We start from the raw sequence: 22138 nt of genomic DNA, 5'->3' as shown, positions 1-22138 counted from the left end.
ACCTCAACGATGATGCAATCCCTGTTTAATCCTCTATTTAAAGACCGAGGGCAACCTGGTGGCCGTGTCGCTCCTTTTGTCATCATTCTGTTTGTCGTCACAGCTCTGGCCTCCGCGTCTAACCTGTTGTTGCCAGAGTCCTCGGCGCTGCATGTCAGCACCTACAGCATCACACTGCTGGGTAAATACCTCAGTTACGCCATGCTGGCTCTGGCGGTGGATGTAATCTGGGGTTATTGCGGCATTCTGAGTTTGGGGCACGGTGCTTTCTTCGCCCTAGGCGGCTACGGCATGGGTATGTACCTGATGCGCCAAATTGGTGACCGCGGTGTGTACGGTCACCCAGAACTGCCGGATTTTATGGTGTTTCTCGACTGGCAAGAGCTACCTTGGTTCTGGCTGGGCATGGATCAGTTCTGGTTTGCCATGCTGATAACGTTACTGGTGCCCGGTGTTCTGGCCTATATCTTTGGTTGGCTCGCGTTCCGTTCACGGGTGACCGGGGTTTACCTTTCCATCATGACCCAGGCACTAACCTATGCGCTGATGCTGGCATTCTTTCGTAATGAGATGGGTTTTGGCGGTAACAACGGCCTGACGGACTTTAAAGATCTGCTGGGTTTCGATCTGCAGGCGGACAGCACCCGCATCGGCCTGTTTATCACCACCGCCGTGCTTCTCGCCCTGACTTTTATCACCAGCAGCTGGATCATGAAATCCCGCCTCGGTAAGGTCGTCGTTGCCATTCGGGACGGAGAAGCTCGTGCCCGCTTTCTGGGTTATCGCACCGACACCTATAAGGTGTGGTTGTTTGTCTATTCGGCGGTGATCGCAGCCATTGCCGGGGCGCTGTATGTGCCTCAGGTAGGCATTATCAACCCCGGCGAGTTCTCTCCCATCAACTCCATCGAGATCGTGATCTGGGTTGCCGTTGGTGGTCGCGGCACGCTGATCGGTGCCATTATCGGTGCCCTGCTGGTGAACTACGCCAAAACCCGCTTCACCGCCATCATGCCGGACGGCTGGCTGTTTGCCCTCGGTGCGCTCTTTGTACTGGTTACCCTGTATCTGCCGAAAGGGCTGGTGGGTGTTTATGACCAATTTAAGCAACGTGTCATAAGCAGCAACCAACCGTCAAAACAGCATGCGTCTAATACAAACCATCAGCCTGAGGAGGTTCAGCCATGAGCAACCTGACCCAACTAAAAGAGAGTGGCAAAGAGCTGATGCGGCGCGATCAGGTCTGGCCCTTCCTGATGCCACGTCAAAAAAACATCGATGTCTCCCATCAAATGATTCTCTATGTGGAAGATCTCAACCTGAGTTTTGATGGCTTTAAAGCACTGAATAATCTCAACCTGTACATCAATGATGGCGAGCTACGCTGCCTGATCGGCGCTAATGGAGCGGGGAAAACCACTCTGATGGATGTCATTACCGGTAAAACGACACCGGATTCAGGCAGTGTCTATTTTGGCCAGAACCACAACCTGCTGGAACACCAGGAACCGGCCATTGCAGAACTGGGGATCGGACGTAAGTTTCAGAAGCCTACGGTGTTTGAGGCCCATACGGTATTCGACAACCTTGAGCTGTCTTTAAAGACCAGCAAACGCGTCCTATCGGTTCTGATGGCTAAGCTCACCCCCAGCGAGATCGACCGTATCGATCATGTGTTGGGAATTATCGGCCTGAAAGAACAGCGCTTTATGGCAGCCGGTTCACTCTCCCACGGCCAGAAACAGTGGCTGGAGATCGGCATGCTGCTCATGGCTGAGCCCCGTCTGCTGCTGATCGACGAACCTGTCGCGGGTATGACCGCAGAAGAGACCGAACGAACCGCGGAGCTGCTCCAGTCTCTGGCGGGTAAGCACACCGTTATTGTGGTGGAGCATGATATGGAATTTGTGCGCAGTATCGCCCGTACCGTCACCGTACTGCATCAGGGGTCGGTACTGGCCGAAGGCACCATGGATCAGATACAGAGCAACAAAGATGTGATCGAAGTTTATCTGGGGGAAGAAGCATGATCGCCATTAATAACGTTAACCAGCTCTATGGTGGAACCCAGATTCTGTGGGATCTGAACCTGGATATCGAAGCTGGCTCCTGCACCTGCATTATGGGTCGTAACGGTGTTGGCAAAACCACTCTGCTGAAATGCCTGATGGGACTGTTACCGATCTCAAGTGGCGAAATTCTGCTGGATGGCAAGCCCTTGCACACCCAAAGCGCTGAAAACCGTGCCCCCGGCGGCATCGGTTATGTACCACAGGGACGGGATATTTTCCCCATGCTCACCGTGGAAGAGAACCTGCGTATCGGCCTGCCGGTGCGTAAAAGCCGAACCGGCGATAGCACAGGGGAGATACCGGAAAAGATCTTCGAACTGTTCCCGGTGCTGAAAGAGATGCTGCACCGCCGCGGTGGCGACCTGTCCGGAGGCCAACAGCAGCAGCTGGCCATAGGCCGCGCATTGGTGCTGGAACCCAAGGTGCTGATTCTGGATGAGCCCAACGAAGGGATTCAGCCCAATATCGTTAAACAGATCGGTGATGTGATCCTCAAGCTCAATGAAGAGGAGGGACTAACCGTGATTCTGGTGGAGCAGAAACTGGGCTTTGCCCGCCGGGTGGGCAAAGAGTTTCGTCTGATGGAAAAAGGTCGTGTCGTCGCCAGCGACAAAATGGCCAATCTCAATGATGAACTGATCCGACAGTATCTGGCGGTTTAGGACATAGAAGGTTCAAAGCTTAGCGCGGCTTTAGAGTGTCTTCACTTTTGGCCGCATTATTGCATCAATAGGTAACAACAAACGGCTATCAACGCGCTTTAAAAATATAAAAATCAATAAAAACAGATAGTTATAGAACAAAAACAGCGCACCAAGAAATCTATCCATAATAAAAAAGCACCATAATAGTGCAACCATAAAGCAGGCACCTTATGAACCAGCCCGTAATCACAACACAGAAACAGGCTTCCCATTGGGAAGCCCGACTGATGCTTAAACTGGCTCGTACACCCCGTGGATCAGTACTGAAAGGTTGTGAGCATAAGGGCCCGCTATATGTGCAGAAACCCTTTTACCCGGAAGGGCGCAACCTGGCGCATCTCTATCTGCTGCATCCACCGGGAGGCATGGTATCAGGCGATACCCTGACCATTTCTGCCGATGTGGACGAGCACGCCTCAACACTTATCACCACGCCGGGAGCCGGTCGGGTCTATAAAGCCCGGGCCGATAAAAGCCTGCAGCATCAGATATTACGCTTTGATCTGGCGGATAATGCCACCCTCGAATGGCTGCCACTGGAAGGCATTATCTACCCCGGAGCCCAAACGCAGCTGGATACCCAGGTTCATCTGAGCGGCAGCGCCCGCTATATCGGCTGGGAGATCACCAGCCTGGGCCTGCCCGCCTGCCAACAACCCTTCTCCCCCGGCAGTCTGATGAAGCAAAACCTGCAGATTTTTCGCGATGGCAAACTCTGTCTGAGGGAGCGCCTGGTGGTGGATGGCGATCAGCAGAATAACGGCATGCTGCAAAGTCTGGCAGGTCTGAGGGGTTACCCGATCACCTCCATGATGGTAGCCGGGCCGTTCGACGCACCCTCTTTTGACGTTGCGATAGACGATGATGAAACCCGGCTGGAGAACCTGATTCACCGTTTGCGTGAGTGCTGCGCACAGCACAAAGCCCTGGATGATGATTTTCTCGCGGGTGTCACCCTGAATCACGGCTTTCTGATGGTGCGATATCTGGGCCGCTGCTCGGAAAAAGCCCGCAAACTCTTTATCGAATGCTGGCGACAGATTCGCCCTGAACTGCTCAATCGGAGCGCCTGTGAACCGAGGATATGGGCCACCTGAATTTAAGCTTTCGGCCAAATAGCGCCTTAGGCGAATAACAAAATTACCTGTCTATCCAGAGTCAAATTGCAAGAGGTCACTATGGAACTACTGCCAAGAGAGAAAGATAAGCTGTTGATCTTTACTGCAGCCCTGCTGGCTGAGCGTCGCCTGAATCGGGGGCTGAAGCTGAATTATCCCGAGGCCATCGCCTTTATCACCATGGAGATTATCGAGGGAGCCCGGGACGGTAAAACCGTAGCCGAGCTAATGAGCTACGGCAAAACCCTGCTGAATGCCGATCAGGTGATGGAGGGCGTACCGGAACTGATCCATGAGGTTCAGGTAGAAGCCACCTTCCCCGACGGCACCAAGCTTGTCACTGTTCACCAGCCTATCTGCTAAGGAGAGATCATCATGACCGCTAAGGATTCCCATACGTCTGACCTCTTTATTCCCGGTGAAGTCCAGGCTGCAAAAGGACAGATCACCCTCAACGAAGGCCGCAAAGTGATTACCCTTCGGGTGGCAAATACCGGTGACCGGCCGATTCAGGTGGGCTCCCACTACCATTTTTCGGAAACCAATCCGGCACTGAGTTTTGATCGCGAGGCCGCCAAAGGCTTTCACCTGAATATCGCCTCAGGCACCGCTGTACGTTTTGAACCCGGTCAGGGTCGTGACGTTCAACTGGTGGAGTTTGCCGGCAGCAAAACCATTTATGGATTCCGCGGTGACGTGATGGGCCCCCTTGAAAATCACAGCAGCACCGATGCCAGCAGTGAAACCTCATCCGTTACCATGGATCGCACCGCCTATGCCCAGATGTTCGGCCCAACGGTGGGAGACAAGGTCAGGCTCGGTGATACCGACCTCTGGATTCAGGTAGAGAAAGATTTCACCGTTTATGGGGATGAGGTGAAGTTTGGCGGCGGCAAGGTGATCCGCGACGGCATGGGTCAGAGCCAACAGGTGAATGAACCTTCTGACGGCAGCGAAGGCGCAATGGACCTGGTGATCACCAATGCTCTGATTCTGGATCACTGGGGCATCGTTAAAGGTGATGTGGGTATTAAAGGCGGACGTATTGTGCGCATCGGTAAAGCCGGTAACCCGGATGTACAGGCTAACGTGGATATCGTGATCGGGCCGGGTACCGAGGTGATCGCCGGTGAAGGCTCTATCCTGACCGCCGGAGGCATCGATGCTCACATTCATTTTATCTGCCCGCAGCAGATCGAAGAAGCCCTGATGAGTGGTGTAACCACCATGATCGGCGGCGGCACCGGGCCCGCCACCGGCACCAATGCCACCACCTGTACACCGGGGCCCTGGTATATCGGTAAAATGCTGCAGAGTACCGACGATATGCCGATGAACCTGGGTTTTCTGGGTAAGGGGAACGCCTCACAGCCAGAGGCACTGGAAGAACAGTTGGAGGCCGGTGTCTGTGGCCTGAAACTGCATGAAGACTGGGGGACAACTCCAGCATCCATCGACTGCTGTCTGACGGTGGCAGAGAAATACGATGTGCAGGTGGCGATCCATACCGATACCCTGAATGAATCCGGTTTTGTTGATGACACTCTAGGTGCCTTCAAAGGCCGCGTGATCCACACCTATCACACCGAAGGAGCAGGCGGCGGCCACGCACCGGATATTATCCGTGCCTGTGCTTATCCCAATGTACTGCCCTCCTCCACTAACCCGACCCGGCCCTACACGGTTAATACCGTGGATGAGCATCTGGATATGCTGATGGTTTGTCACCATCTCGACAGCTCGATTCCTGAAGATGTGGCGTTTGCCGATTCCCGTATCCGCAAGGAAACCATTGCTGCTGAAGATATTTTCCATGATCGCGGTGCCTTCTCCATGATCTCCTCTGACTCCCAGGCGATGGGGCGTGTCGGAGAGGTTGTCACCCGCACTTGGCAAACGGCTCATAAGATGAAAACCCAGTTTGGTCTCTTGCCGGAAGACCAGGAAGTCGGTTGCGATAACTACCGCGCCCGTCGCTATATCGCCAAATACACCATCAACCCAGCGATCACACACGGTGTCTCCCATGAAGTGGGTTCCATTGAGCCGGGCAAGCTGGCGGATCTGGTGCTCTGGAAACCGGCCTTTTTCGCCACTAAGCCCTCGATGATTATCAAAGGCGGCATGATCGCAGCCGCCCCTATGGGTGACCCGAACGCTTCCATTCCGACACCCCAGCCGGTGCACTATCGCCCGATGTTTGGCGCCCACGGCAAAGCCGCCAGCCAAACCTCGGTCACCTTTGTTTCCAAAGCGGCTCTTGATAACGGCCTGAAAGAGAAGCTGGGGCTTAACCGTGAACTGGTGGCCTGTGGCAACACCCGCAACATCAGTAAAAATGACATGGTACTGAACAACTGGCAGCCGGATATCACCGTTGATCCACAAACCTATGAGGTACGTGCCGACGGTGAACAGCTGACCTGTGAGCCAGCAACGGAGCTGCCATTAGCTCAGCGCTTTAACCTGTTCTGATGCCGCCCGGAAAATTCTTAAAGGAGCACCAAGATGCTTGAGATTTACGAACGCCTGGGCACCGAAAAAGCAGGCCCGATTTACGCTACGGTGACCCTGAATCACGAACAACGGGATCGTGGTCGCCTTCGTCTCACCAGTACCGACGGCGAAGAGGTTCGGGTGTTTCTGGAACGGGGCACAGCACTTCAGGTGGGTGAGTATCTGAAATCCCACTGCGGCAAAATTGTGCAGGTGGAAGGAGCGGTCGAGCCGGTAACCGAAGCCCGCTGTGATGACTGGCACACCTTTGCCCGCGCCTGTTACCACCTGGGCAACCGTCATGTGAAATTACAGGTGGGGGAGCGCTTGCTGCGCATTACACCGGATCATGTGCTGGAAGAGATGCTGGAACTGCTGGAGTTAACCATCGTGCATACCGAAGCGGTGTTTGTGCCGGAGAATGGTGCCTACTTCAAGGGTCTGGGCGGACATTCCCACGGCCATGATCATGGACACAGCCACGACCATTCGCACAGTCATGATCATGGACATAGCCAAGAACACTCGCACAGCCACGAGCATTCCCATGAACACTGAGCCGGTTAACGTCTCTGAACCAATAGCGCCAGCTCTGACCGGTCTGAGTCTGGTGCGCCTGATGCATCTGGCTTCGGTCAGTCTGCCGGTGGGTGGCTACGCCTTCTCCCACGGCATGGAATACGCCATTGAAGCGGGCTGGATTCGCAAGGCCGATCAAGTGGAACACTGGGTGCGGGAACAGCTACATCTGAGCCTTTCCGGTACTGATCTTCCTTTGCTGCGGCTCTCAATGCAAGCCTGTGCCCAAGAGAACTGGCCCGATTCGAAGTATATCAAAGAGTTGAAGCGCATTAATGAGCTGACACTGGCCTGCCGGGAAACCCATGAACTGACCCTGACCGATACCGCCATGGGCGAAGCCCTGATGCGCCTGATGAACAGTCTGCAGATGTCCCAGCCCTTCAGCAAAGGTGAGCCGGTAAGCTTTATCGGTTTGTTCGCTTTAGCGGCATCGCTGTGGCAGATCCCCTACCGGGCAGCAGCCAATGGCTTTCTTTGGTCCTGGCTGGAAAACCAGATCGCGGCAGCGACTAAACTGGTGCCTCTGGGGCAGACGCAGGCACAACAGCTGCTGGTCGCCCTACAACCGGAGCTGGAGACCGCCATCGAACAGGCAGAACTTATTGCTGAAGAGGAGATTGGCGCAGGCTTACCCGCTTTAGCCATCGCCAGCTCACAACATGAACATATGTATTCACGACTCTTCCGCTCCTGATCCTTGTTCACTATCAGCCCGGAAAGCGTCTCACGATAAGAAATTAAGCACGAGGATACGTCATGACAAAACCAAAACAGACACTGCGGGTCGGCGTTGGCGGCCCGGTGGGCTCCGGTAAAACGGCCCTGCTACGCTCGCTCTGTGCCGCACTGCGGGATCACTATGAGATCGCTGTAGTAACCAACGATATTTACACCAAAGAGGATGCGAAATTTCTCACCGAGCATAAAGCCCTGAATGCTGATCGGATTCTGGGTGTGGAAACCGGTGGCTGCCCCCATACCGCCATTCGTGAGGATGCCTCCATGAACCTGGCGGCCATCGACCAGCTGGTTGAGCGCCACGGTGCACTGGATGTGGTCTTTGTGGAGAGCGGTGGTGATAACCTGAGCGCCACCTTTAGCCCTGAACTCTCCGACCTGACCATCTATGTGATCGATGTATCTGCAGGTGACAAAATCCCCCGTAAAGGTGGCCCTGGGATCACCAAATCTGACCTGCTGATTATCAACAAAACCGACCTGGCACCAATTGTGGGGGCATCACTTGAGGTGATGGACCGGGACGCAAAACGGATGCGCGGTGACCGTCCCTTTGTTTTCTCTAACCTGAAGCAGGCTCAGGGATTGGATCAGATCATTCAGTTTATCGTTACCGAAGGCATGCTGGAATCAAAAGCGATTCCACCCGCTGAAGCCGTGGTTTAACACGCCGGGTAATAGAAAACCCGATGACGAACCCGAACAACGCCAACGTATTTTTGTTTCAAAAGGACAATCAGGATGAAGAAGACAACACTTTCCAAAGCACTACTGATGGGCGCCAGCCTGCTACCAACCTCAGCCATGGCCCACACCGGCCACGAGGTTTCCGGCCTGATGGCCGGTTTAACGCACCCGCTGCTGGGGCTCGATCACCTGCTGGCGATGCTAGCGGTGGGTATCTGGGCCGCAAAAATGGGGGGTAACGCCCGCTGGCAACTGCCCGTAACCTTTGTGGGCATGATGCTGCTAGCTGCTGTTGTGGCAGCAGCAGGTGTACAGTTCCCGTTCGTGGAAGCCGGTATCAGCGCATCTGTGATTATTGCAGGCCTGCTGGTGGCATTTTCGGCTCGCTTCAGCACTCCAGTAAGTTCCCTGCTGGTTGCAGCAATGGCTATTTTCCATGGGGCCGCTCACGGCGCAGAGCTTCCATCCGGTGCACTGCTAAGCACTTACCTGCTGGGCTTTAGCGTGGCTACAATGGCACTGCATCTGACGGGTATCGGTCTGATCCAGAAAGTGAAAGCCTTCCGTGCCGAGATTGCCGGCGGCCTGATCGCTCTGACAGGAGTTGTGCTCGCGGTTTAAAGCTAACCACTCACCTTTGCTCTTATTTGAACAAAGGTGAGCGCTTATCCGCCCAACGGTTTTCCGATACCGGCAAACAAAGTCTCTTTCTCTGTAGATAATTATTTTGTTCCAATGCATTCTCTTGCCAGACTAATGACGACAGAGGGTTCCGGATGGCAGACGCAGGGCTTATAACAGATACTCACGGTGTTAAACGCTGTTGGTGGTGCGGTGAAAATGATGAGCTGTACCGCAACTACCACGATACCGAATGGGGTTTTCCAGTTACAGATGATATTCGTTTGTTTGAAAAGATCTGTCTGGAAGGCTTTCAGGCAGGGCTAAGCTGGATCACCATTCTGCGTAAACGGGAGAATTTTCGGGCCGCGTTTGCAGGTTTTGATTTTCATAAGGTCGCGCAATTCACGGTGCAGGATGTGGATAACTTACTGCTAGACGCAGGGATTATCCGGCACAAGGGTAAGATCGAAGCGACCATCAATAATGCGAAACGGGCAATTGAGCTGCAGAAGGAATTTGGCTCCCTGGCGGCTTATTTTTGGCATTACGAGGCCAGCCCTGAGCAGCGGCCTGCGCAGGCAGATTACGCAAGCATCAGCCCCATCGCCCAAACAGAACTTTCAAAACAACTCAGCAAAGATCTGAAAAAGCGAGGCTGGAAATTTGTCGGGCCAACAACCTGCTATGCCTTTATGCAGGCGATGGGCTTAGTGAACGATCACTTAGAAGGCTGCTTCAAGCGCGATGCCGTTCTAGAAGCACGCGCCAATCTGAAAAAAAACCTGCTCACACAGAGCTAGGGCTTTGCGATCCGTTAGCAGGTAGCCGCTTATTTAGCGGCTGCCTGTTTGGCCTGCTTCTCTTTCTGCTGCTGTTTTTGCTTTTGCTTCAGTTCACGGTTCAGTTCCGCATGGGTCTTGGCTTCGCCACCCACATGTTCAATACCACGGACACGGGCCAGCTGAATCTGCTTTTCGCGATCACGAAAACGCTTCAGCTGCTCTTCAGTGTGGGTGCCGTGACATTTCGGACAGCTGACACCGGCCTCATATTTATCCGACGCTTTGTCTTCTTCGGTAATCGGCAAACGGCAGGCATTACACATATCATACAGGCCTTTCTCCAGCTGATGATTCACCGATACGCGCCCGTCAAAAACATAGCACTCGCCCTGCCAAAGTGACGCTTCTTCCGGCACCTCTTCCAGATATTTCAAAATACCGCCTTCCAGATGATAGACCTCATCAAAGCCCTGCTCTTTCATATAGGCCGTAGATTTTTCGCAGCGAATACCACCGGTACAAAACATGGCGACTTTCTTGTGCTTGGCCGGATCCAGGTTCTCTTTGACATAATCCGGAAACTCGCGGAAGGTCTCAGTATCTGGATTCAGTGCATCTTTAAACGTTCCGATCTCAACCTCGTAGTCGTTACGGGTATCCACCAGTAGTACCTCAGGATCTGAGATCAGGGCGTTCCAGTCTTTCGGCTGAACGTAAGTACCCACTACATGGCGAGGATCGATACCCTCAACGCCCATGGTGACAATCTCTTTCTTCAGCTTCACCTTGGTGCGGTTGAACGGGTTTTCCTCATGGAAGGATTCTTTAGTGACAATATCGGCCAGGTCAGGTTGCTGCGCCAGCCAGTTCAGAACTGCTTTGATACCGTCTGCCGGCCCGGCAATCGTACCGTTAATACCTTCAGCAGCCAGTAGCAGAGTACCTTTTACCCCATGATCCAGCATCACCTGATGCAGAGGTTCACGCAGGGACTCAAAGTGGTCGAGACGAACAAACTTATAGAGCGCACAAACAGTAATCATCGATTTCTCCTGCTAAACGAATCGTAAATCCGCCGCATTATATTGATCAGAAAGTACCCATGAAAAACCTATGGTTTTAATCAGGTATATTAACAAGGCGCCATTGTAATGATCTCTGCTAAAACTGGAAGCACTGAACACAATCAGCTAGTAAGGTTTTTCAGCAGCTGATCACATAAGTATTTCATCTGCGTCAGCTCATCAAGCGGCATACAAGTCTGGCAAATAACCTGCTCCGGTACCGTCTCGGCCCGAACCTTAAGCAACTGCCCCGCATCCGTCAGAGTGATCACACGCACCCGCTCATCATCGGGGCTGCGGCCCCGGACAATCAGGGTCTTTGCTTCCAGTCTTTTCAGTAGCGGCGTTAACGTACCAGAATCCAGATGCAGGCGCTCACCCAATCGTTTCACGCTGACCTTCTGCTCTTCCCAAAGTACCATCATCGCCATGTATTGCAGATAGGTCAGGTCCAGTGCATCCAATAAGGGGCGATAAGCCCGGGTGATGGCATTTGTCGCACTATAAAGAGAAAAACAGAGCTGATTATCCAGCTTAAGTAAACTGCTGTTTGCCTCTGAATTATCAACTGATGACATATAAATAGCCTCAAACCGATCAATTAAATTGCGCACAATATACTTGCAAACAACCCTATGGTCGAAATATAGTTGCTAGCAATTAAATTGTGCACAACTTAATTTCATCAAAATAATCAGGAGTTCATCCCATGCAAACAATCTACAACACATCAGCAACAGCATCTGCTGGTCGTAATGGCCAGGTGAAAACAGATGATGGTTTACTGGAGGTCAGCCTGACCTACCCGAAAGAGATGGGCGGCGCCGGCAATGCGACTAACCCGGAACAGCTCTTTGCTGCCGGTTATGCCGCCTGCTTTTCAAATGCAGTTCTGCATGTTGCCCGCGAAGCCAAAGTGAAACTAAACGAAGCGCCTGTCACCGCTGAAGTTGGTATAGGCCCGAATAATGGTGGAGGTTTTGCCCTGGCCGTTGCGCTGCTGGTAACACTGGACCTCGAGCAGGAAACAGCTCTGAATCTGGTACGCGCCGCCCATCAGGTTTGCCCATACTCCAATGCAATCCGGGGCAACATTGATGTTCAGGTTAGCGTTAACGGCGCGGCAATCTAAGTACTGCCTATCATATTCAGATATGGCATAAAGTAAAAAGGCGCATAAGAATGCGCCTTTTGCCTTAATCTCTACTGAACTGCTTATTTCAGCATATGCTCACGGTAATGCTTAAGCTCATTGATGGAGTCTTTGATATCATCCATTGCCAAATGAGAACCACCTTTCTGAACACTTTTTGCCACCTCCGGATACCAGTTCTTCGCGAGAACTTTCAAAGAACTCACATCCAGATGCCGGTAGTTAAACAACCTCTCCAGACGCGGCATCTCTTTGACAAGAAAACGGCGATCCTGCTGGATACTGTTACCACACATTGGCGACTCACCCGGCTCAACATACTGCAGCAAAAACTCTATCGTTTTCTGCTCTGCTTCCTGCATGCTGGTTGTACTTTCAAGCACTCGCTGAGTAAGCCCTGAAGAGCCGTGCTGCTTAGTACACCACTCACCCATTTCATCCATGACAGCCTTTGGTTTAGCAATCGCAAAAGTCGGGCCTTCGGCGATGATATTTAATTCAGGATCGGTAACAACGGTGGCGATCTCAATAATGGTATCGCGCTCTGGCTCAAGGCCCGTCATCTCCAGATCGATCCAGATCAGATTACTCTTTTTTTTCGATTCTGCTGCCTGTGCCATAGTGCCCGGGGCTCCTTTCTCTTAACAGTTAACCGACAGCGATCACCACAGGCTGTGCCTGATTCTGGCTTGTCGATCAGAGAGAATATTAGTCAATTTAGCGTTAATGTTTATGTTGCTGCAAAGTATAAGGATATTTATCAGACAAACCCAATGTTGCGCCTATTATTTTCAGTGTTAATCCTTATCCTTCGTCGGAAGGGCCCGCCACCAGTTAACATACTTTCGGTAGCGGTTTTTAGCTTAGGCTAAAAATAAGGGGGTTTTTGTCGATTATGTTAGAATCAGAATCTCATTCAGCAGCGCCTTATCAAATAGTGATAACCCACATCCATGAGCAAACGTAAATTAAATCGCCGTCAGCAATGGCGTGTTGAGAAAATTCAAAAAGAGCGGGCATCCCGGGTCAGTCGTAAAGATCAGGAGATTGATGAGAAGCTGAGCGCCGGAGAGCTTGGTACGGAACAGGAAGGCCAGATCATCGCTCATTATGGCCGTCAGGTTGATGTCGAAGGCACAACCAGCGCAGACCATGACAAGCAGTATCAGGGGAAGGTTCACCGCTGCTACATGCGTGCCAATATCGATGCACTGGTAACGGGTGATAAAGTTGTCTGGCGGCCCGGCCCAGATGGTGATGGTGTTGTCGTGGCGCGCCTTGAGCGCGAAAATGCTCTGATGCGGCCGGATACTCGCGGTCAGCTGAAACCCGTAGCAGCGAATATCGATTACATTGTGATCGTTTTTGCCCCTGAGCCTTATGCCCATGCGAACCTGATCGACCGCTATATTGTCGCCGCTGAAAGCACCGGTATTGAGCCGGTTTTGCTGTTAAATAAAACTGATCTTTTAAATGCTGACAATGCACCTCGCCTGCTGGAAATGGCAGAGCGCTATCAGAATATCGGTTATAAGGTACTGACGGCATCCACCGTCGATGAAGATGGTCTGACGGTGCTGAACCAATTACTGGATAATCGCGTCAGTGTTTTTGTCGGCCAATCCGGTGTGGGCAAATCTTCTCTGGTGAATGTTCTGCTACCAGGCATCAATTTGCGTGTTGGTGAGCTCTCAGAGCAAACCCGCAAAGGCATGCACACCACAACCACGGCCATGCTGTTCCATTTACCGGATGGAGGCGATCTGATCGACTCGCCGGGGATTCGTGAGTTTGGCCTTTGGCACATTGATGAACGCCAAGTCGCAGAAGGCTTCAGGGAGTTCGATGGCCTGCTGGGAGGCTGTAAGTTCCGTGATTGCACTCACCGCCAGGAACCAGGTTGCGCCCTTCGGGAGGCACTTGAAGCAGGTAAGATAAGCCCTGAACGCTTTGACAGCTATCACCGCATTATTGCATCTCTGGATGAATTCTAATCGGACCAAAAACGGATAACATCATGTCTTATGACCGATTGTTTGAATTTATACAGAAGCATCCTCGCCTGTTAATTCTTACCGGAGCCGGAATCAGCACCGATTCCGGTATTCCCGATTACCGGGATCAGAAAGGCCAATGGAAACGCAAACAACCTGTACAACATGGCGACTTTATGAAAAGTGAGTCGGTTCGCCAGCGATATTGGGGACGCAGCCTGATTGGCTGGCCTGTTATCAGAGATGCTCAGCCGAATACAGCACACAACGCATTAGCTATGCTGGAAACCATGGGGCATGTTGAACTCCTGGTCACACAAAATGTTGACCGGCTGCACCAGCAGGCAGGGAGTCAGAATGTAATTGATCTGCATGGTCGCTCCGATGAAGTCATCTGCATGAGCTGTAATTACAGAGCTAAAAGAGATCAGATTCATAACCAGAGTGCGCAGCTTAATCCTGAATTTACCGGTTACTCCGCCGATACGGCACCTGATGGCGATGCCGACCTGGAAGTGAACTTCTCTGATTTTAAAGTTCCCGCCTGCCCGCAATGCTCCGGCATTCTTAAACCTGATGTCGTATTCTTTGGTGATAATGTACCCAGAGAGCGGGTAAACCGGGTTTCAGAGGCACTGGATCGGGCCGATGGATTGCTGATCATAGGATCATCATTAATGGTGTTTTCCGGCTTTCGCTTCTGTCGCTATGCCGAAGAACGCAATAAACCTATGGCAGCTCTGACACTGGGGAAAACCCGGGCCGATGATATTCTTCAGTTAAAAGTAGATGCGGCTATCGGACCAACACTGAAAGACCTGACGCGGCAGCTAAGCCTCTAGCCCTAAGCCATTTCTGAATCCGAAAGACTCAAACTGACATACTCTCAATAGAGGATATCAGTATTGATGGTATTTATTTCAAAGCAGGCAGAGACTTGACTGGGCCACCCTTTCGCCCATACGCAAATCCCTGCCTCCTTAGTGACTACTCTACTTCCGGAGGAGGAACATAAGGAGAGTCCGGTTGAGATAGCAGACCGTTCAGAGAGTTGAGAACCTCTTCAGGGGCAATCTGCTCAGGCGTTGCCTCAGGTTGCGATGATGCTCTCGGTCTCGCTTGCTCTATAGGTTCTCCGCCAGGCCCAAGCCGTTCCGTACCATAGCTACTTTCTGCTCGGTTAGGACGGATAACGTTATTTGTATCCAGTGGATTATAACGAGGGATCTCCTGAAAAGGAGATTCGTTTAACAAACGCTCAGCCTCATCCAGCTCACTTTCACCACCAGCCTCTACCCCATTGCCTTCCGGGATAGTATCCGGGCTCAGTTCACGCTCTACAGGCTTATTCATAACGACGATCTCAATACGCCGATTGATTGGATCTAAAGGATCATCCGGCTTATAGAGCTGCGAGCTGGAGTAACCTACCACCTGGGCGACATTATTCTGAGGCAAGCCACCTTCAATGAGCATACGACGGGCAGCGTTGGCACGCTCAGAGGAAAGCTCCCAGTTACTGTAGTAATCAGTATCACCAAAAGCAGCTGCATCCGTATGCCCATTAACACTGATCTTATTGTTTACCTGAGAAATAACAGGAGCCAGTTGCAGCAAAATCTCAGCAAAATAATTTTTGATCTTGTCACTACCCGGGTCAAACATAGGACGCAGCTTATTATCCACGATCTGGATATGCAGGCCATCCGGGCGTATATCAATAGAAAGCTGATCTTTAAACTTCTGTAGTGTCTCACTTTCACTAACAGTTTTAATCAACACACTTTGCAGAGAATCCATCACTTCGGTATTAGACTCAATACTCGCAGCAAGCTGTTCCGGGTCATCCTTGTTCAGCATCTGCGCCTGCTCGATCTGCTCCGTATCTGCACTGGTGTTAATCTGTTTGATGATTGAAGGTGAACCACCTAGGTCGATTGGGGTTAACCGCCCAACTTTATCCATATAGCCCACAGGGTCTGAGAAAAACTGTTCCAGTTCGATTTTCTGATCTTCTGTTGTGTTAGCCAATAGCCACATAAGAAGGAAAAAGGCCATCATCGCAATAGCAAAGTCTGCCATCGCAATCTTCCAGGAACCGCCATGGTGACCAGCGGCAACTTTCTTAACACGTTTAATGACAATATTATTTTGTTCTTCCATGCCGGACTCCGTTAGCGGGAACGTACATGTTCTTCCAGCTCATTAAAGCTGGGTCGAACACTGGAGAACAACATCTTACGACCAAATTCGATAGACATCTGAGGCGCCAGACCGCTCATATTCGCAATCAAGCAAGCTTTAACACATTCAAACGCTTTGATCTTTTCATGAACTTCATTGTTCATCGCCGCAGCCATGGGGCTCACAAAGCCATAAGAAAGTAAAATACCGAGAAAAGTACCCACCAAAGCCGCTGCAATGTGTAAGCCAAGAACCTCAGGCGGGGCAGCAATGTCTTTCATAGTGATCGTGATACCCAAAACTGCCGCCACAATACCAAAGCCAGGCAGGGCATCACCAACACTGGTTACCGCATGGGCAGGCTCAGACATTTCATGCTGCAAGGTTTCGATCTCTGCATCCATTAAACTTTCCAGTTCATGGGGCTGCATATTGCCGGAACTGATAAGACGTACATAATCACAAACAAACTCAACCAATTCTTTATGCTTTACAATTGCGGGATAACCATTAAAGACCGCACTACTGTCAGGGTCTTCAATATCCTCCTCAATTGCAATAATGCCCTCTTTGCGAATCTTGGCAAAAAGGTCATGCATTAAGCTTAGAAGATCCATATAAAAATCCCGGTTAAAACCGGAACCCATAACGAGCTTAGGGACACTCTTCATCACTTCGACGATAGTATGCTTACTGTTGGCTATCACAAAAGCACCGAAGGCCGCACCACAAATAATAATCATCTCGTACGGCTGCCAGAGCATCGGCAGGTAACCATGAGACAGCACATAACCACCACCTACACTGGCCAGAACAATTAATGTACCAATAATCAATAACATGTCAGGATCCTTAACTCTGTCAAGACAGCTGCAATCTGCTTTACACTCTACACTCGGAAGAACAATTATCGTCCAAAAGAACAATATCTTTAATAGTCTGGTCAGGTAATAAACACAACAGGGCCTAGTTCTCTGTAAATCACTTTTAAAAGTGATTGCCAACCCTTGAATACCCCTGCTTCATTGTGCACCCTCTATGCTACCGAAGAAAGTAACATTATTCATGAAACTTTATTTTTTGTAAGCACAATGGTATCAATTCACTAATACTACGTCCTAATGAGAGAAGAAAATGAGCTCTGAAGACAACCTGCTAAGCCTTCTGATTGACTCCGATCAGCTGGAGGCAAACTTGGGTAAGACAAATCTGCTGGTTATTGATGTGTCCTGCTCCCGTGAAAGCTACGATAATGGACATATCCCCGGTGCAATTTTTCTGGACTATCGACGTCTTTTCAATGGCCATAGTCCTGTCCCGAACAAATTACCAACGCAGGAGCAACTCAGCCTTCTTTTCTCTGAGCTGGGGCTGAACCGGGATACACATGTTGTCGCCTATGATGATGAAGGTGGTGGCTGGGCAGGACGCTTACTATGGACTCTTGATGTTATAGGTCACGCCCGTTACTCCTACCTTAATGGCGGCATCCTTGCCTGGCGTGCTGATGGCAAAGCCCAGGACCAAGAGGAAAGCTTACCGCAAGCCAGTCACTACCAAGCAGAGTATATCAATCTGCATGAACGTATAGAGCTTGATGAGCTAAAATCCAAAATTGGTACCGAAGATTTTGCAGTGTGGGACTCCCGTTCCCGCGGCGAGTATGAAGGAACATCGTCTAAAGCAGAGCGTGCAGGGCACATTCCAACAGCCATTCACTATGAGTGGACAGAAGCGATGGATAAGGAGAACGGACTCCGCATTCGTGATATGGCTGAGATTATCACTGAGCTGCAAACTAAGGGACTAAACATAGATCAGGAAATTGCCACCTACTGTCAATCTCATCACCGCTCGGGTTTTACCTGGTTATTAGGTAAAATACTTGGCTTTAAGCAGGTTCGCGCTTATGACGGTTCCTGGAATGAATGGGGCAACCGCTCCGACACACCGATTGAAACCTAAGGCTCATACGTGAATAAAAAGACGTTGTTTGCAGCAATTCAGTACCCACTTCCTCACCATCTTATCTCCCGGCTGGTAGGGTTTCTGGCCCAGAGCCGTATTGGCTGGCTGAAAAATACCCTGATTAGCCAGTTTATCAAAACATTTAAGGTGGATATGGAGGAGGCTGACCAGCCAAATCCAAAAGCCTACGAGAGCTTTAATGAGTTCTTTACCCGCCCGCTGAAGAATGATGTCCGTCCGGTCGTGGCGCTGGAAAACAGCATGGCCTGCCCCGTTGATGGTACGGTAAGTCAGCTGGGAGACATTGATTATGGTCGTATTTTTCAGGCGAAAGGGCACAGCTACTCCGTACTGGAACTGCTCGGCGGTGATGTCGAGCGTGCTGCGCCTTTCATGGGCGGAAAGTTTGCAACGATTTATCTGTCGCCAAAAGATTATCACCGCATCCATATGCCGGTAACCGGTACACTCCGCCAAATGGTGCATGTACCGGGGCGTCTTTTTTCGGTCAATCCTGCAACCACAGAAAATGTTGACGGCCTGTTTGCCCGCAATGAGCGTGTTGTTGCAATTTTTGATACCGAGTATGGCCCAATGGCGATGGTGCTAGTTGGGGCTATGATCGTTGCCAGCATTGAAACAGTTTGGAGTGGTCAGGTAACACCACTGAACCGCGAAGTCGCTGTCAGTAACTACTCTGAGCAACCTCAGGCGATTACTCTGGAGAAAGGGGCCGAATTGGGTCGCTTTAAGTTAGGCTCAACCATTGTCATGTTATATGGCCCTGAGATGGCAGAATTTCTCGATCGCTTCGAAGCAGGCACTCCAACCCTTATGGGTGAATACTTCGGCCAGTTCCTGACAGACTCAGATAAGCCTGAAAGCGCATCCCCTGACGCAAAAACCTCTGAAACAGAGTAATCTCTAGCCTTACAAGCCCAAAATAAAAAGCGTAGCTCTGTTGGCTACGCTTTTTTATCCCTGAAAAGCAGCTCAAAACTGCGGGCTAAGCTCGATCAATACTGAAGCTGATCACATCTGACAGTCGCTCAGCACCGGCCTTAAGCATCAGCAAGCGATCAAAACCAAGTGCAACACCCGCACACTCCGGTATCCCCGAATCCAGAGCATCAATAAGGTACTGATCCACCGTCACCGTTGGTAGACTCAGGGCTTGTCTTTGTTCATTATCTGCCGCAAAGCGTTTTGCCTGCTCTTTGGCATCCGTCAGCTCATGATAACCATTAGCCAACTCGATACCCTGATAGTAGCACTCAAACCGGGCCGCAACCTGATCACCTTCATCATCCGTTTTCACCTTGGCAAGTGCTGCCTGAGAGGCAGGGTAATCGATAACAAAGGTTATTTCATCACGTCCCAGCAAAGGCTCAATACAACCACTCATTAAAAGATCACAGCAAGCATCCCGATCTAGGTCTTCCGCAGTGATTCCCGTTTTATCATGGGACAACCGCTGTAATTGAGATAGCTCAGAGGTAAACGGATCAACATCAAGATGTTGACGAAACAGTGACCGATAGCTTTGGCAGCTAAAGCGTTCGACCTCAAGTACTTCTGAAATCAGCGCCTGGACCTCCGCCATCAGCTCATGCAGATCATAGCCCGGCTGATACCATTCCAGCATGGCAAACTCAGGATTATGCCGTTCACTATATTCCCCGTTACGGAAACTGGTCGACAGCTGCCAAATAGCACCACTACCGGCAGCTAGCAATCGCTTCATATGGAACTCAGGAGATGTTTGCAAATAAAGATCCAACGGCTCATTTAAGCCACCACCCGAGCAACGACTCTGCATAGAGCTCAGATAAGCATCTGTGCTTCCTGCTCGGCCAAGAACCGGTGTTTGTACTTCAAGAACACCACACTCTTCAAAGAAGTTTCTGATATGCCTGAGCAGATCAGCACGCAAACGAAGGTTCTCAATACTGGCTGAAGGTTTCCAAAACGATTGTTTCTGTGTCATGCCACGTCTCACAAGTCATTTTTTAAGCGGTAAAGCAGAAAGAAAAAAACCGGCCTGAGCCGGTTATTTTTACTGGAGCACTGCGTTATTTAAGCACGGCTTACATAGTCACCAGTACGGGTATCAATCTTCAGGTTGTCGCCAATGTTCACAAACAGAGGAACACGCACAACCGCTCCGGTTACCAAAGTAGCCGGTTTGGAACCGCCCTGAGCGGTATCACCTTTCAGACCCGGATCAGTCTCCGTCACTTCAAGAACAATAAAGTTTGGTGGGGTTACTGAGATCGGAGCGCCATTAAACAGAGTTACTGTATACTTTTCTTGCTCTTTCAACCATTTAACCGTTTCACCAACCGCTTTTTCATCCGCCGGGTGTTGGTCAAAAGAACCATCTGTCGCCATGAAATACCAAAATTCACCATCGGTGTAGAGGTACTCCATGTCATATTCCATAACATCGGCACCTTCTAGGCTTTCCCCTGACTTAAAGGTACGCTCCCATACACGACCGGTATTCAGGTTACGCAGCTTCACACGGTTAAAGGCTTGCCCCTTACCTGGTTTAACATAATCATTCTCCAGTATGGAGCACGGATCGCCCTCAAGCATTACCTTAAGACCCGACTTGAATTCGTTGGTAGAATAGTTCGCCATAAAATATCACCAATATCTCTTAATTTAGTCGGAAAGGCAGACGACCTTTCCTGATCAACAAAATCTGGTTGCCAATGATACCTGTTTCTGAATCCTCTGTGCAGTTTACTGCCAATAAAACACATGAAAAGCCCGTGGAAAGCGATTGGCAGACTCTTATAAAAGGGAGCCTTATTTCTGCGACAGAATTAATTTCGTACCTGGAGCTACCTAAATCATTTTTACCAGGTGCCGAGAGCGGTCATCAACTATTTGAGCTCCGCGCGCCTAAGCCTTACCTTGATCGTATTGAAAAAGGGAATCCAGATGACCCCTTACTGCTTCAAATACTTCCTATGCAGCAGGAATCCCTTAAAGTTCCCGGCTACATAACAGATCCTCTGGAGGAAATGGATAGCAACCCAATTCCGGGGCTCATCCATAAATACAAAAGCCGGGTACTCTTAGTCGGATCAGGAGCCTGTGCTATTAATTGCCGCTACTGTTTTCGCAGGCACTTTCCCTACCAGGACAACGGGCTGTCTAATGATCGTATTGATCAGGTCATCCAGTATCTGCAGGCAAAAAAAGAGGTGAACGAAGTGATACTCAGCGGAGGTGACCCTCTGGCAACACCAGATCGCCGCCTACAACAATTGGTAGAACAGCTTGCAGCTGTGCCCCATATTAAACGACTCAGAATTCATACCAGGCTGCCAGTCGTCATCCCTCAGCGTATTACTGATCAGCTTGTCAGCCTGCTCAGCCAGAGTCGACTTAAAGTCGTCTGGGTTCTGCATATCAATCACAGTAATGAAATTGACGATCAGGTAGCAGCAGCTGTCAGTAAGCTTAAAGATAACAGGATGACGGTACTGAATCAGTCTGTCATCCTTAAGGGAATTAACGACAGTGTTCAGGTATTAAAAGATCTGAGCGAATCGCTTTTTGACGCCGGTATTTTACCCTACTACCTGCATGCATTTGACCCTGTACGGGGAGCAAGTCACTTTGACGTGCCGGATCATCAGCTTATAAAAATCTGGCGTGAACTCCAGGGCGAGTTACCGGGCTTTCTGGTTCCTAAGCTAACTCGGGAAGAGCCTGGCAAAGTATCCAAAACGTTACTCTTTTAACAGAACATTATTGTTCTAAGCCACCACCGAGAAGTTCAGGCAGAAATGCCCCAGTGCACCGTCTTATCAGTGAGACGGTGCGCAGAGTACATAAGCTTTAAGGAATTTCCTTTCTGCCTTTCTCCCAAGTATACAAACATAAATCCCAGGCATAAAAAAACCCCGCTTCTTGGAAGCGGGGTTCTTTTGGGCTGCTTGCTTACGCAGTCAGCCG

At 50.6% G+C, this 22138-nt stretch carries 24 protein-coding genes; 17 read left to right on the top strand and 7 right to left on the bottom strand.

What is annotated here, in order from left to right:
* Nucleotides 1-9: 9 nt before the first annotated feature.
* The 11 genes from urtC to ACN0R8_RS13065 all read left to right on the top strand — a co-directional run bounded on the left by urtC (nucleotide 10) and on the right by ACN0R8_RS13065 (nucleotide 9821).
* A complete protein-coding gene (urtC, locus tag ACN0R8_RS13115) occupies nucleotides 10-1188 on the top strand; it encodes an urea ABC transporter permease subunit UrtC (RefSeq protein ID WP_417598438.1) in 1179 nt (392 codons plus the stop codon).
* Nucleotides 1185-2030: an urea ABC transporter ATP-binding protein UrtD gene (gene urtD / locus ACN0R8_RS13110; protein WP_417598142.1), complete on the top strand. Its 846-nt coding sequence runs from the start codon at nucleotides 1185-1187 to the stop codon at nucleotides 2028-2030. The genes urtC and urtD overlap by 4 nt, the downstream gene beginning before the upstream one ends.
* Nucleotides 2027-2734, top strand: coding sequence for an urea ABC transporter ATP-binding subunit UrtE (urtE, locus tag ACN0R8_RS13105; protein WP_417598140.1), 708 nt, complete (start codon nucleotides 2027-2029; stop codon nucleotides 2732-2734). The genes urtD and urtE overlap by 4 nt, the downstream gene beginning before the upstream one ends.
* A gap of 212 nt (nucleotides 2735-2946) precedes the next feature.
* Nucleotides 2947-3873 carry an urease accessory protein UreD gene (locus ACN0R8_RS13100; RefSeq protein ID WP_417598138.1) on the top strand — a complete coding sequence of 309 codons (927 nt, stop codon included), beginning with the start codon at nucleotides 2947-2949 and terminating at the stop codon, nucleotides 3871-3873.
* Nucleotides 3874-3954: 81 nt separating this feature from the next.
* A complete protein-coding gene (locus tag ACN0R8_RS13095) occupies nucleotides 3955-4257 on the top strand; it encodes an urease subunit gamma (RefSeq protein ID WP_417598136.1) in 303 nt (100 codons plus the stop codon).
* A gap of 12 nt (nucleotides 4258-4269) precedes the next feature.
* A complete protein-coding gene (gene ureC / locus ACN0R8_RS13090) occupies nucleotides 4270-6369 on the top strand; it encodes an urease subunit alpha (protein WP_417598134.1) in 2100 nt (699 codons plus the stop codon).
* Between the two features lie 33 nt (nucleotides 6370-6402).
* Nucleotides 6403-6948: an urease accessory protein UreE gene (gene ureE, locus ACN0R8_RS13085; RefSeq protein WP_417598132.1), complete on the top strand. Its 546-nt coding sequence runs from the start codon at nucleotides 6403-6405 to the stop codon at nucleotides 6946-6948.
* Nucleotides 6938-7666: an urease accessory protein UreF gene (locus tag ACN0R8_RS13080; protein WP_417598130.1), complete on the top strand. Its 729-nt coding sequence runs from the start codon at nucleotides 6938-6940 to the stop codon at nucleotides 7664-7666. Before ureE ends, ACN0R8_RS13080 begins: the two co-directional genes overlap by 11 nt.
* A gap of 62 nt (nucleotides 7667-7728) precedes the next feature.
* A complete protein-coding gene (gene ureG, locus ACN0R8_RS13075) occupies nucleotides 7729-8376 on the top strand; it encodes an urease accessory protein UreG (protein WP_417598128.1) in 648 nt (215 codons plus the stop codon).
* Between the two features lie 75 nt (nucleotides 8377-8451).
* Nucleotides 8452-9018, top strand: a complete 567-nt coding sequence (locus tag ACN0R8_RS13070; RefSeq protein ID WP_417598126.1) for a HupE/UreJ family protein — start codon at nucleotides 8452-8454, stop codon at nucleotides 9016-9018.
* Between the two features lie 155 nt (nucleotides 9019-9173).
* A complete protein-coding gene (locus ACN0R8_RS13065; protein ID WP_417598124.1) occupies nucleotides 9174-9821 on the top strand; it encodes a DNA-3-methyladenine glycosylase I in 648 nt (215 codons plus the stop codon).
* A gap of 29 nt (nucleotides 9822-9850) precedes the next feature.
* Here ACN0R8_RS13065 and ACN0R8_RS13060 read toward each other — a convergent pair whose 3' ends face one another.
* Complete coding sequence (locus tag ACN0R8_RS13060) at nucleotides 9851-10846, bottom strand: rhodanese-related sulfurtransferase (RefSeq protein ID WP_417598122.1); 996 nt, start codon at nucleotides 10844-10846, stop codon at nucleotides 9851-9853.
* A gap of 143 nt (nucleotides 10847-10989) precedes the next feature.
* Nucleotides 10990-11445, bottom strand: a complete 456-nt coding sequence (locus tag ACN0R8_RS13055; RefSeq protein WP_417598121.1) for a MarR family winged helix-turn-helix transcriptional regulator — start codon at nucleotides 11443-11445, stop codon at nucleotides 10990-10992.
* Between the two features lie 131 nt (nucleotides 11446-11576).
* On the opposite strand from ACN0R8_RS13055, the gene ACN0R8_RS13050 reads away from it, so the two are divergent.
* On the top strand, nucleotides 11577-11999 hold the full coding sequence (locus ACN0R8_RS13050; protein WP_417598119.1) for an organic hydroperoxide resistance protein: 423 nt from the start codon (nucleotides 11577-11579) through the stop codon (nucleotides 11997-11999).
* A gap of 83 nt (nucleotides 12000-12082) precedes the next feature.
* Here the strand turns inward: ACN0R8_RS13050 and orn are convergent, their stop codons facing one another.
* Nucleotides 12083-12640, bottom strand: coding sequence for an oligoribonuclease (gene orn, locus ACN0R8_RS13045; protein WP_417598117.1), 558 nt, complete (start codon nucleotides 12638-12640; stop codon nucleotides 12083-12085).
* 333 nt (nucleotides 12641-12973) lie between these two features.
* On the opposite strand from orn, the gene rsgA reads away from it, so the two are divergent.
* Nucleotides 12974-14014: a small ribosomal subunit biogenesis GTPase RsgA gene (gene rsgA, locus ACN0R8_RS13040; RefSeq protein WP_417598115.1), complete on the top strand. Its 1041-nt coding sequence runs from the start codon at nucleotides 12974-12976 to the stop codon at nucleotides 14012-14014.
* A gap of 23 nt (nucleotides 14015-14037) precedes the next feature.
* The gene (locus tag ACN0R8_RS13035; protein WP_417598113.1) at nucleotides 14038-14856 is read left to right on the top strand and encodes an NAD-dependent protein deacetylase; all 819 of its coding nucleotides are present in this window, start codon (nucleotides 14038-14040) and stop codon (nucleotides 14854-14856) included.
* Nucleotides 14857-15001: 145 nt separating this feature from the next.
* On the opposite strand, the gene motB is transcribed toward ACN0R8_RS13035, so the two are convergent.
* Together motB and motA are read right to left on the bottom strand one after the other, a co-directional pair.
* The gene (motB, locus tag ACN0R8_RS13030; RefSeq protein WP_417598111.1) at nucleotides 15002-16177 is read right to left on the bottom strand and encodes a flagellar motor protein MotB; all 1176 of its coding nucleotides are present in this window, start codon (nucleotides 16175-16177) and stop codon (nucleotides 15002-15004) included.
* 11 nt (nucleotides 16178-16188) lie between these two features.
* The gene (gene motA / locus ACN0R8_RS13025; protein ID WP_417598109.1) at nucleotides 16189-17040 is read right to left on the bottom strand and encodes a flagellar motor stator protein MotA; all 852 of its coding nucleotides are present in this window, start codon (nucleotides 17038-17040) and stop codon (nucleotides 16189-16191) included.
* 292 nt (nucleotides 17041-17332) lie between these two features.
* Between motA and ACN0R8_RS13020 the strand changes: the two genes are divergently transcribed.
* Together ACN0R8_RS13020 and asd are read left to right on the top strand one after the other, a co-directional pair.
* On the top strand, nucleotides 17333-18163 hold the full coding sequence (locus ACN0R8_RS13020; protein WP_417598107.1) for a sulfurtransferase: 831 nt from the start codon (nucleotides 17333-17335) through the stop codon (nucleotides 18161-18163).
* A gap of 9 nt (nucleotides 18164-18172) precedes the next feature.
* Nucleotides 18173-19087: an archaetidylserine decarboxylase gene (gene asd / locus ACN0R8_RS13015; protein ID WP_417598105.1), complete on the top strand. Its 915-nt coding sequence runs from the start codon at nucleotides 18173-18175 to the stop codon at nucleotides 19085-19087.
* 85 nt (nucleotides 19088-19172) lie between these two features.
* On the opposite strand, the gene epmA is transcribed toward asd, so the two are convergent.
* Together epmA and efp are read right to left on the bottom strand one after the other, a co-directional pair.
* Nucleotides 19173-20153 carry an elongation factor P--(R)-beta-lysine ligase gene (epmA, locus tag ACN0R8_RS13010; protein ID WP_417598103.1) on the bottom strand — a complete coding sequence of 327 codons (981 nt, stop codon included), beginning with the start codon at nucleotides 20151-20153 and terminating at the stop codon, nucleotides 19173-19175.
* Between the two features lie 89 nt (nucleotides 20154-20242).
* Nucleotides 20243-20809, bottom strand: coding sequence for an elongation factor P (gene efp, locus ACN0R8_RS13005; protein ID WP_417598101.1), 567 nt, complete (start codon nucleotides 20807-20809; stop codon nucleotides 20243-20245).
* Between the two features lie 134 nt (nucleotides 20810-20943).
* Here efp and epmB point away from each other — a divergent pair, with 134 nt between their 5' ends.
* Nucleotides 20944-21924 (top strand): EF-P beta-lysylation protein EpmB, encoded by a 981-nt coding sequence (gene epmB, locus ACN0R8_RS13000; protein WP_417598099.1) that lies wholly within the window; start codon nucleotides 20944-20946, stop codon nucleotides 21922-21924.
* Nucleotides 21925-22138: the final 214 nt, after the last annotated feature.

Source organism: Oceanospirillum sp., assembly GCF_048265165.1.
Taxonomy (GTDB): Bacteria; Pseudomonadota; Gammaproteobacteria; order Pseudomonadales; family Halomonadaceae; genus Oceanospirillum.
This window is presented reverse-complemented; position numbering and strand designations above follow the sequence as displayed.

What these genes read in the sequence shown, in the direction of transcription:
- ureG (WP_417598128.1), top strand. Translation starts at nt 7,729, where the DNA reads ATGACAAAACCAAAACAGACACTGCGGGTCGGCGTTGGCGGCCCGGTG.
- ACN0R8_RS13055 (WP_417598121.1), bottom strand. Translation starts at nt 11,445, where the DNA reads ATGTCATCAGTTGATAATTCAGAGGCAAACAGCAGTTTACTTAAGCTG.
- ACN0R8_RS13050 (WP_417598119.1), top strand. Translation starts at nt 11,577, where the DNA reads ATGCAAACAATCTACAACACATCAGCAACAGCATCTGCTGGTCGTAAT.
- ureC (WP_417598134.1), top strand. Translation starts at nt 4,270, where the DNA reads ATGACCGCTAAGGATTCCCATACGTCTGACCTCTTTATTCCCGGTGAA.
- ACN0R8_RS13095 (WP_417598136.1), top strand. Translation starts at nt 3,955, where the DNA reads ATGGAACTACTGCCAAGAGAGAAAGATAAGCTGTTGATCTTTACTGCA.
- ACN0R8_RS13100 (WP_417598138.1), top strand. Translation starts at nt 2,947, where the DNA reads ATGAACCAGCCCGTAATCACAACACAGAAACAGGCTTCCCATTGGGAA.
- urtD (WP_417598142.1), top strand. Translation starts at nt 1,185, where the DNA reads ATGAGCAACCTGACCCAACTAAAAGAGAGTGGCAAAGAGCTGATGCGG.
- orn (WP_417598117.1), bottom strand. Translation starts at nt 12,640, where the DNA reads ATGGCACAGGCAGCAGAATCGAAAAAAAAGAGTAATCTGATCTGGATC.
- urtC (WP_417598438.1), top strand. Translation starts at nt 10, where the DNA reads ATGATGCAATCCCTGTTTAATCCTCTATTTAAAGACCGAGGGCAACCT.
- efp (WP_417598101.1), bottom strand. Translation starts at nt 20,809, where the DNA reads ATGGCGAACTATTCTACCAACGAATTCAAGTCGGGTCTTAAGGTAATG.
- urtE (WP_417598140.1), top strand. Translation starts at nt 2,027, where the DNA reads ATGATCGCCATTAATAACGTTAACCAGCTCTATGGTGGAACCCAGATT.
- ACN0R8_RS13020 (WP_417598107.1), top strand. Translation starts at nt 17,333, where the DNA reads ATGAGCTCTGAAGACAACCTGCTAAGCCTTCTGATTGACTCCGATCAG.
- ACN0R8_RS13035 (WP_417598113.1), top strand. Translation starts at nt 14,038, where the DNA reads ATGTCTTATGACCGATTGTTTGAATTTATACAGAAGCATCCTCGCCTG.
- epmA (WP_417598103.1), bottom strand. Translation starts at nt 20,153, where the DNA reads ATGACACAGAAACAATCGTTTTGGAAACCTTCAGCCAGTATTGAGAAC.
- ACN0R8_RS13070 (WP_417598126.1), top strand. Translation starts at nt 8,452, where the DNA reads ATGAAGAAGACAACACTTTCCAAAGCACTACTGATGGGCGCCAGCCTG.
- ureE (WP_417598132.1), top strand. Translation starts at nt 6,403, where the DNA reads ATGCTTGAGATTTACGAACGCCTGGGCACCGAAAAAGCAGGCCCGATT.
- rsgA (WP_417598115.1), top strand. Translation starts at nt 12,974, where the DNA reads ATGAGCAAACGTAAATTAAATCGCCGTCAGCAATGGCGTGTTGAGAAA.
- ACN0R8_RS13065 (WP_417598124.1), top strand. Translation starts at nt 9,174, where the DNA reads ATGGCAGACGCAGGGCTTATAACAGATACTCACGGTGTTAAACGCTGT.
- ACN0R8_RS13080 (WP_417598130.1), top strand. Translation starts at nt 6,938, where the DNA reads ATGAACACTGAGCCGGTTAACGTCTCTGAACCAATAGCGCCAGCTCTG.
- ACN0R8_RS13060 (WP_417598122.1), bottom strand. Translation starts at nt 10,846, where the DNA reads ATGATTACTGTTTGTGCGCTCTATAAGTTTGTTCGTCTCGACCACTTT.
- motB (WP_417598111.1), bottom strand. Translation starts at nt 16,177, where the DNA reads ATGGAAGAACAAAATAATATTGTCATTAAACGTGTTAAGAAAGTTGCC.
- motA (WP_417598109.1), bottom strand. Translation starts at nt 17,040, where the DNA reads ATGTTATTGATTATTGGTACATTAATTGTTCTGGCCAGTGTAGGTGGT.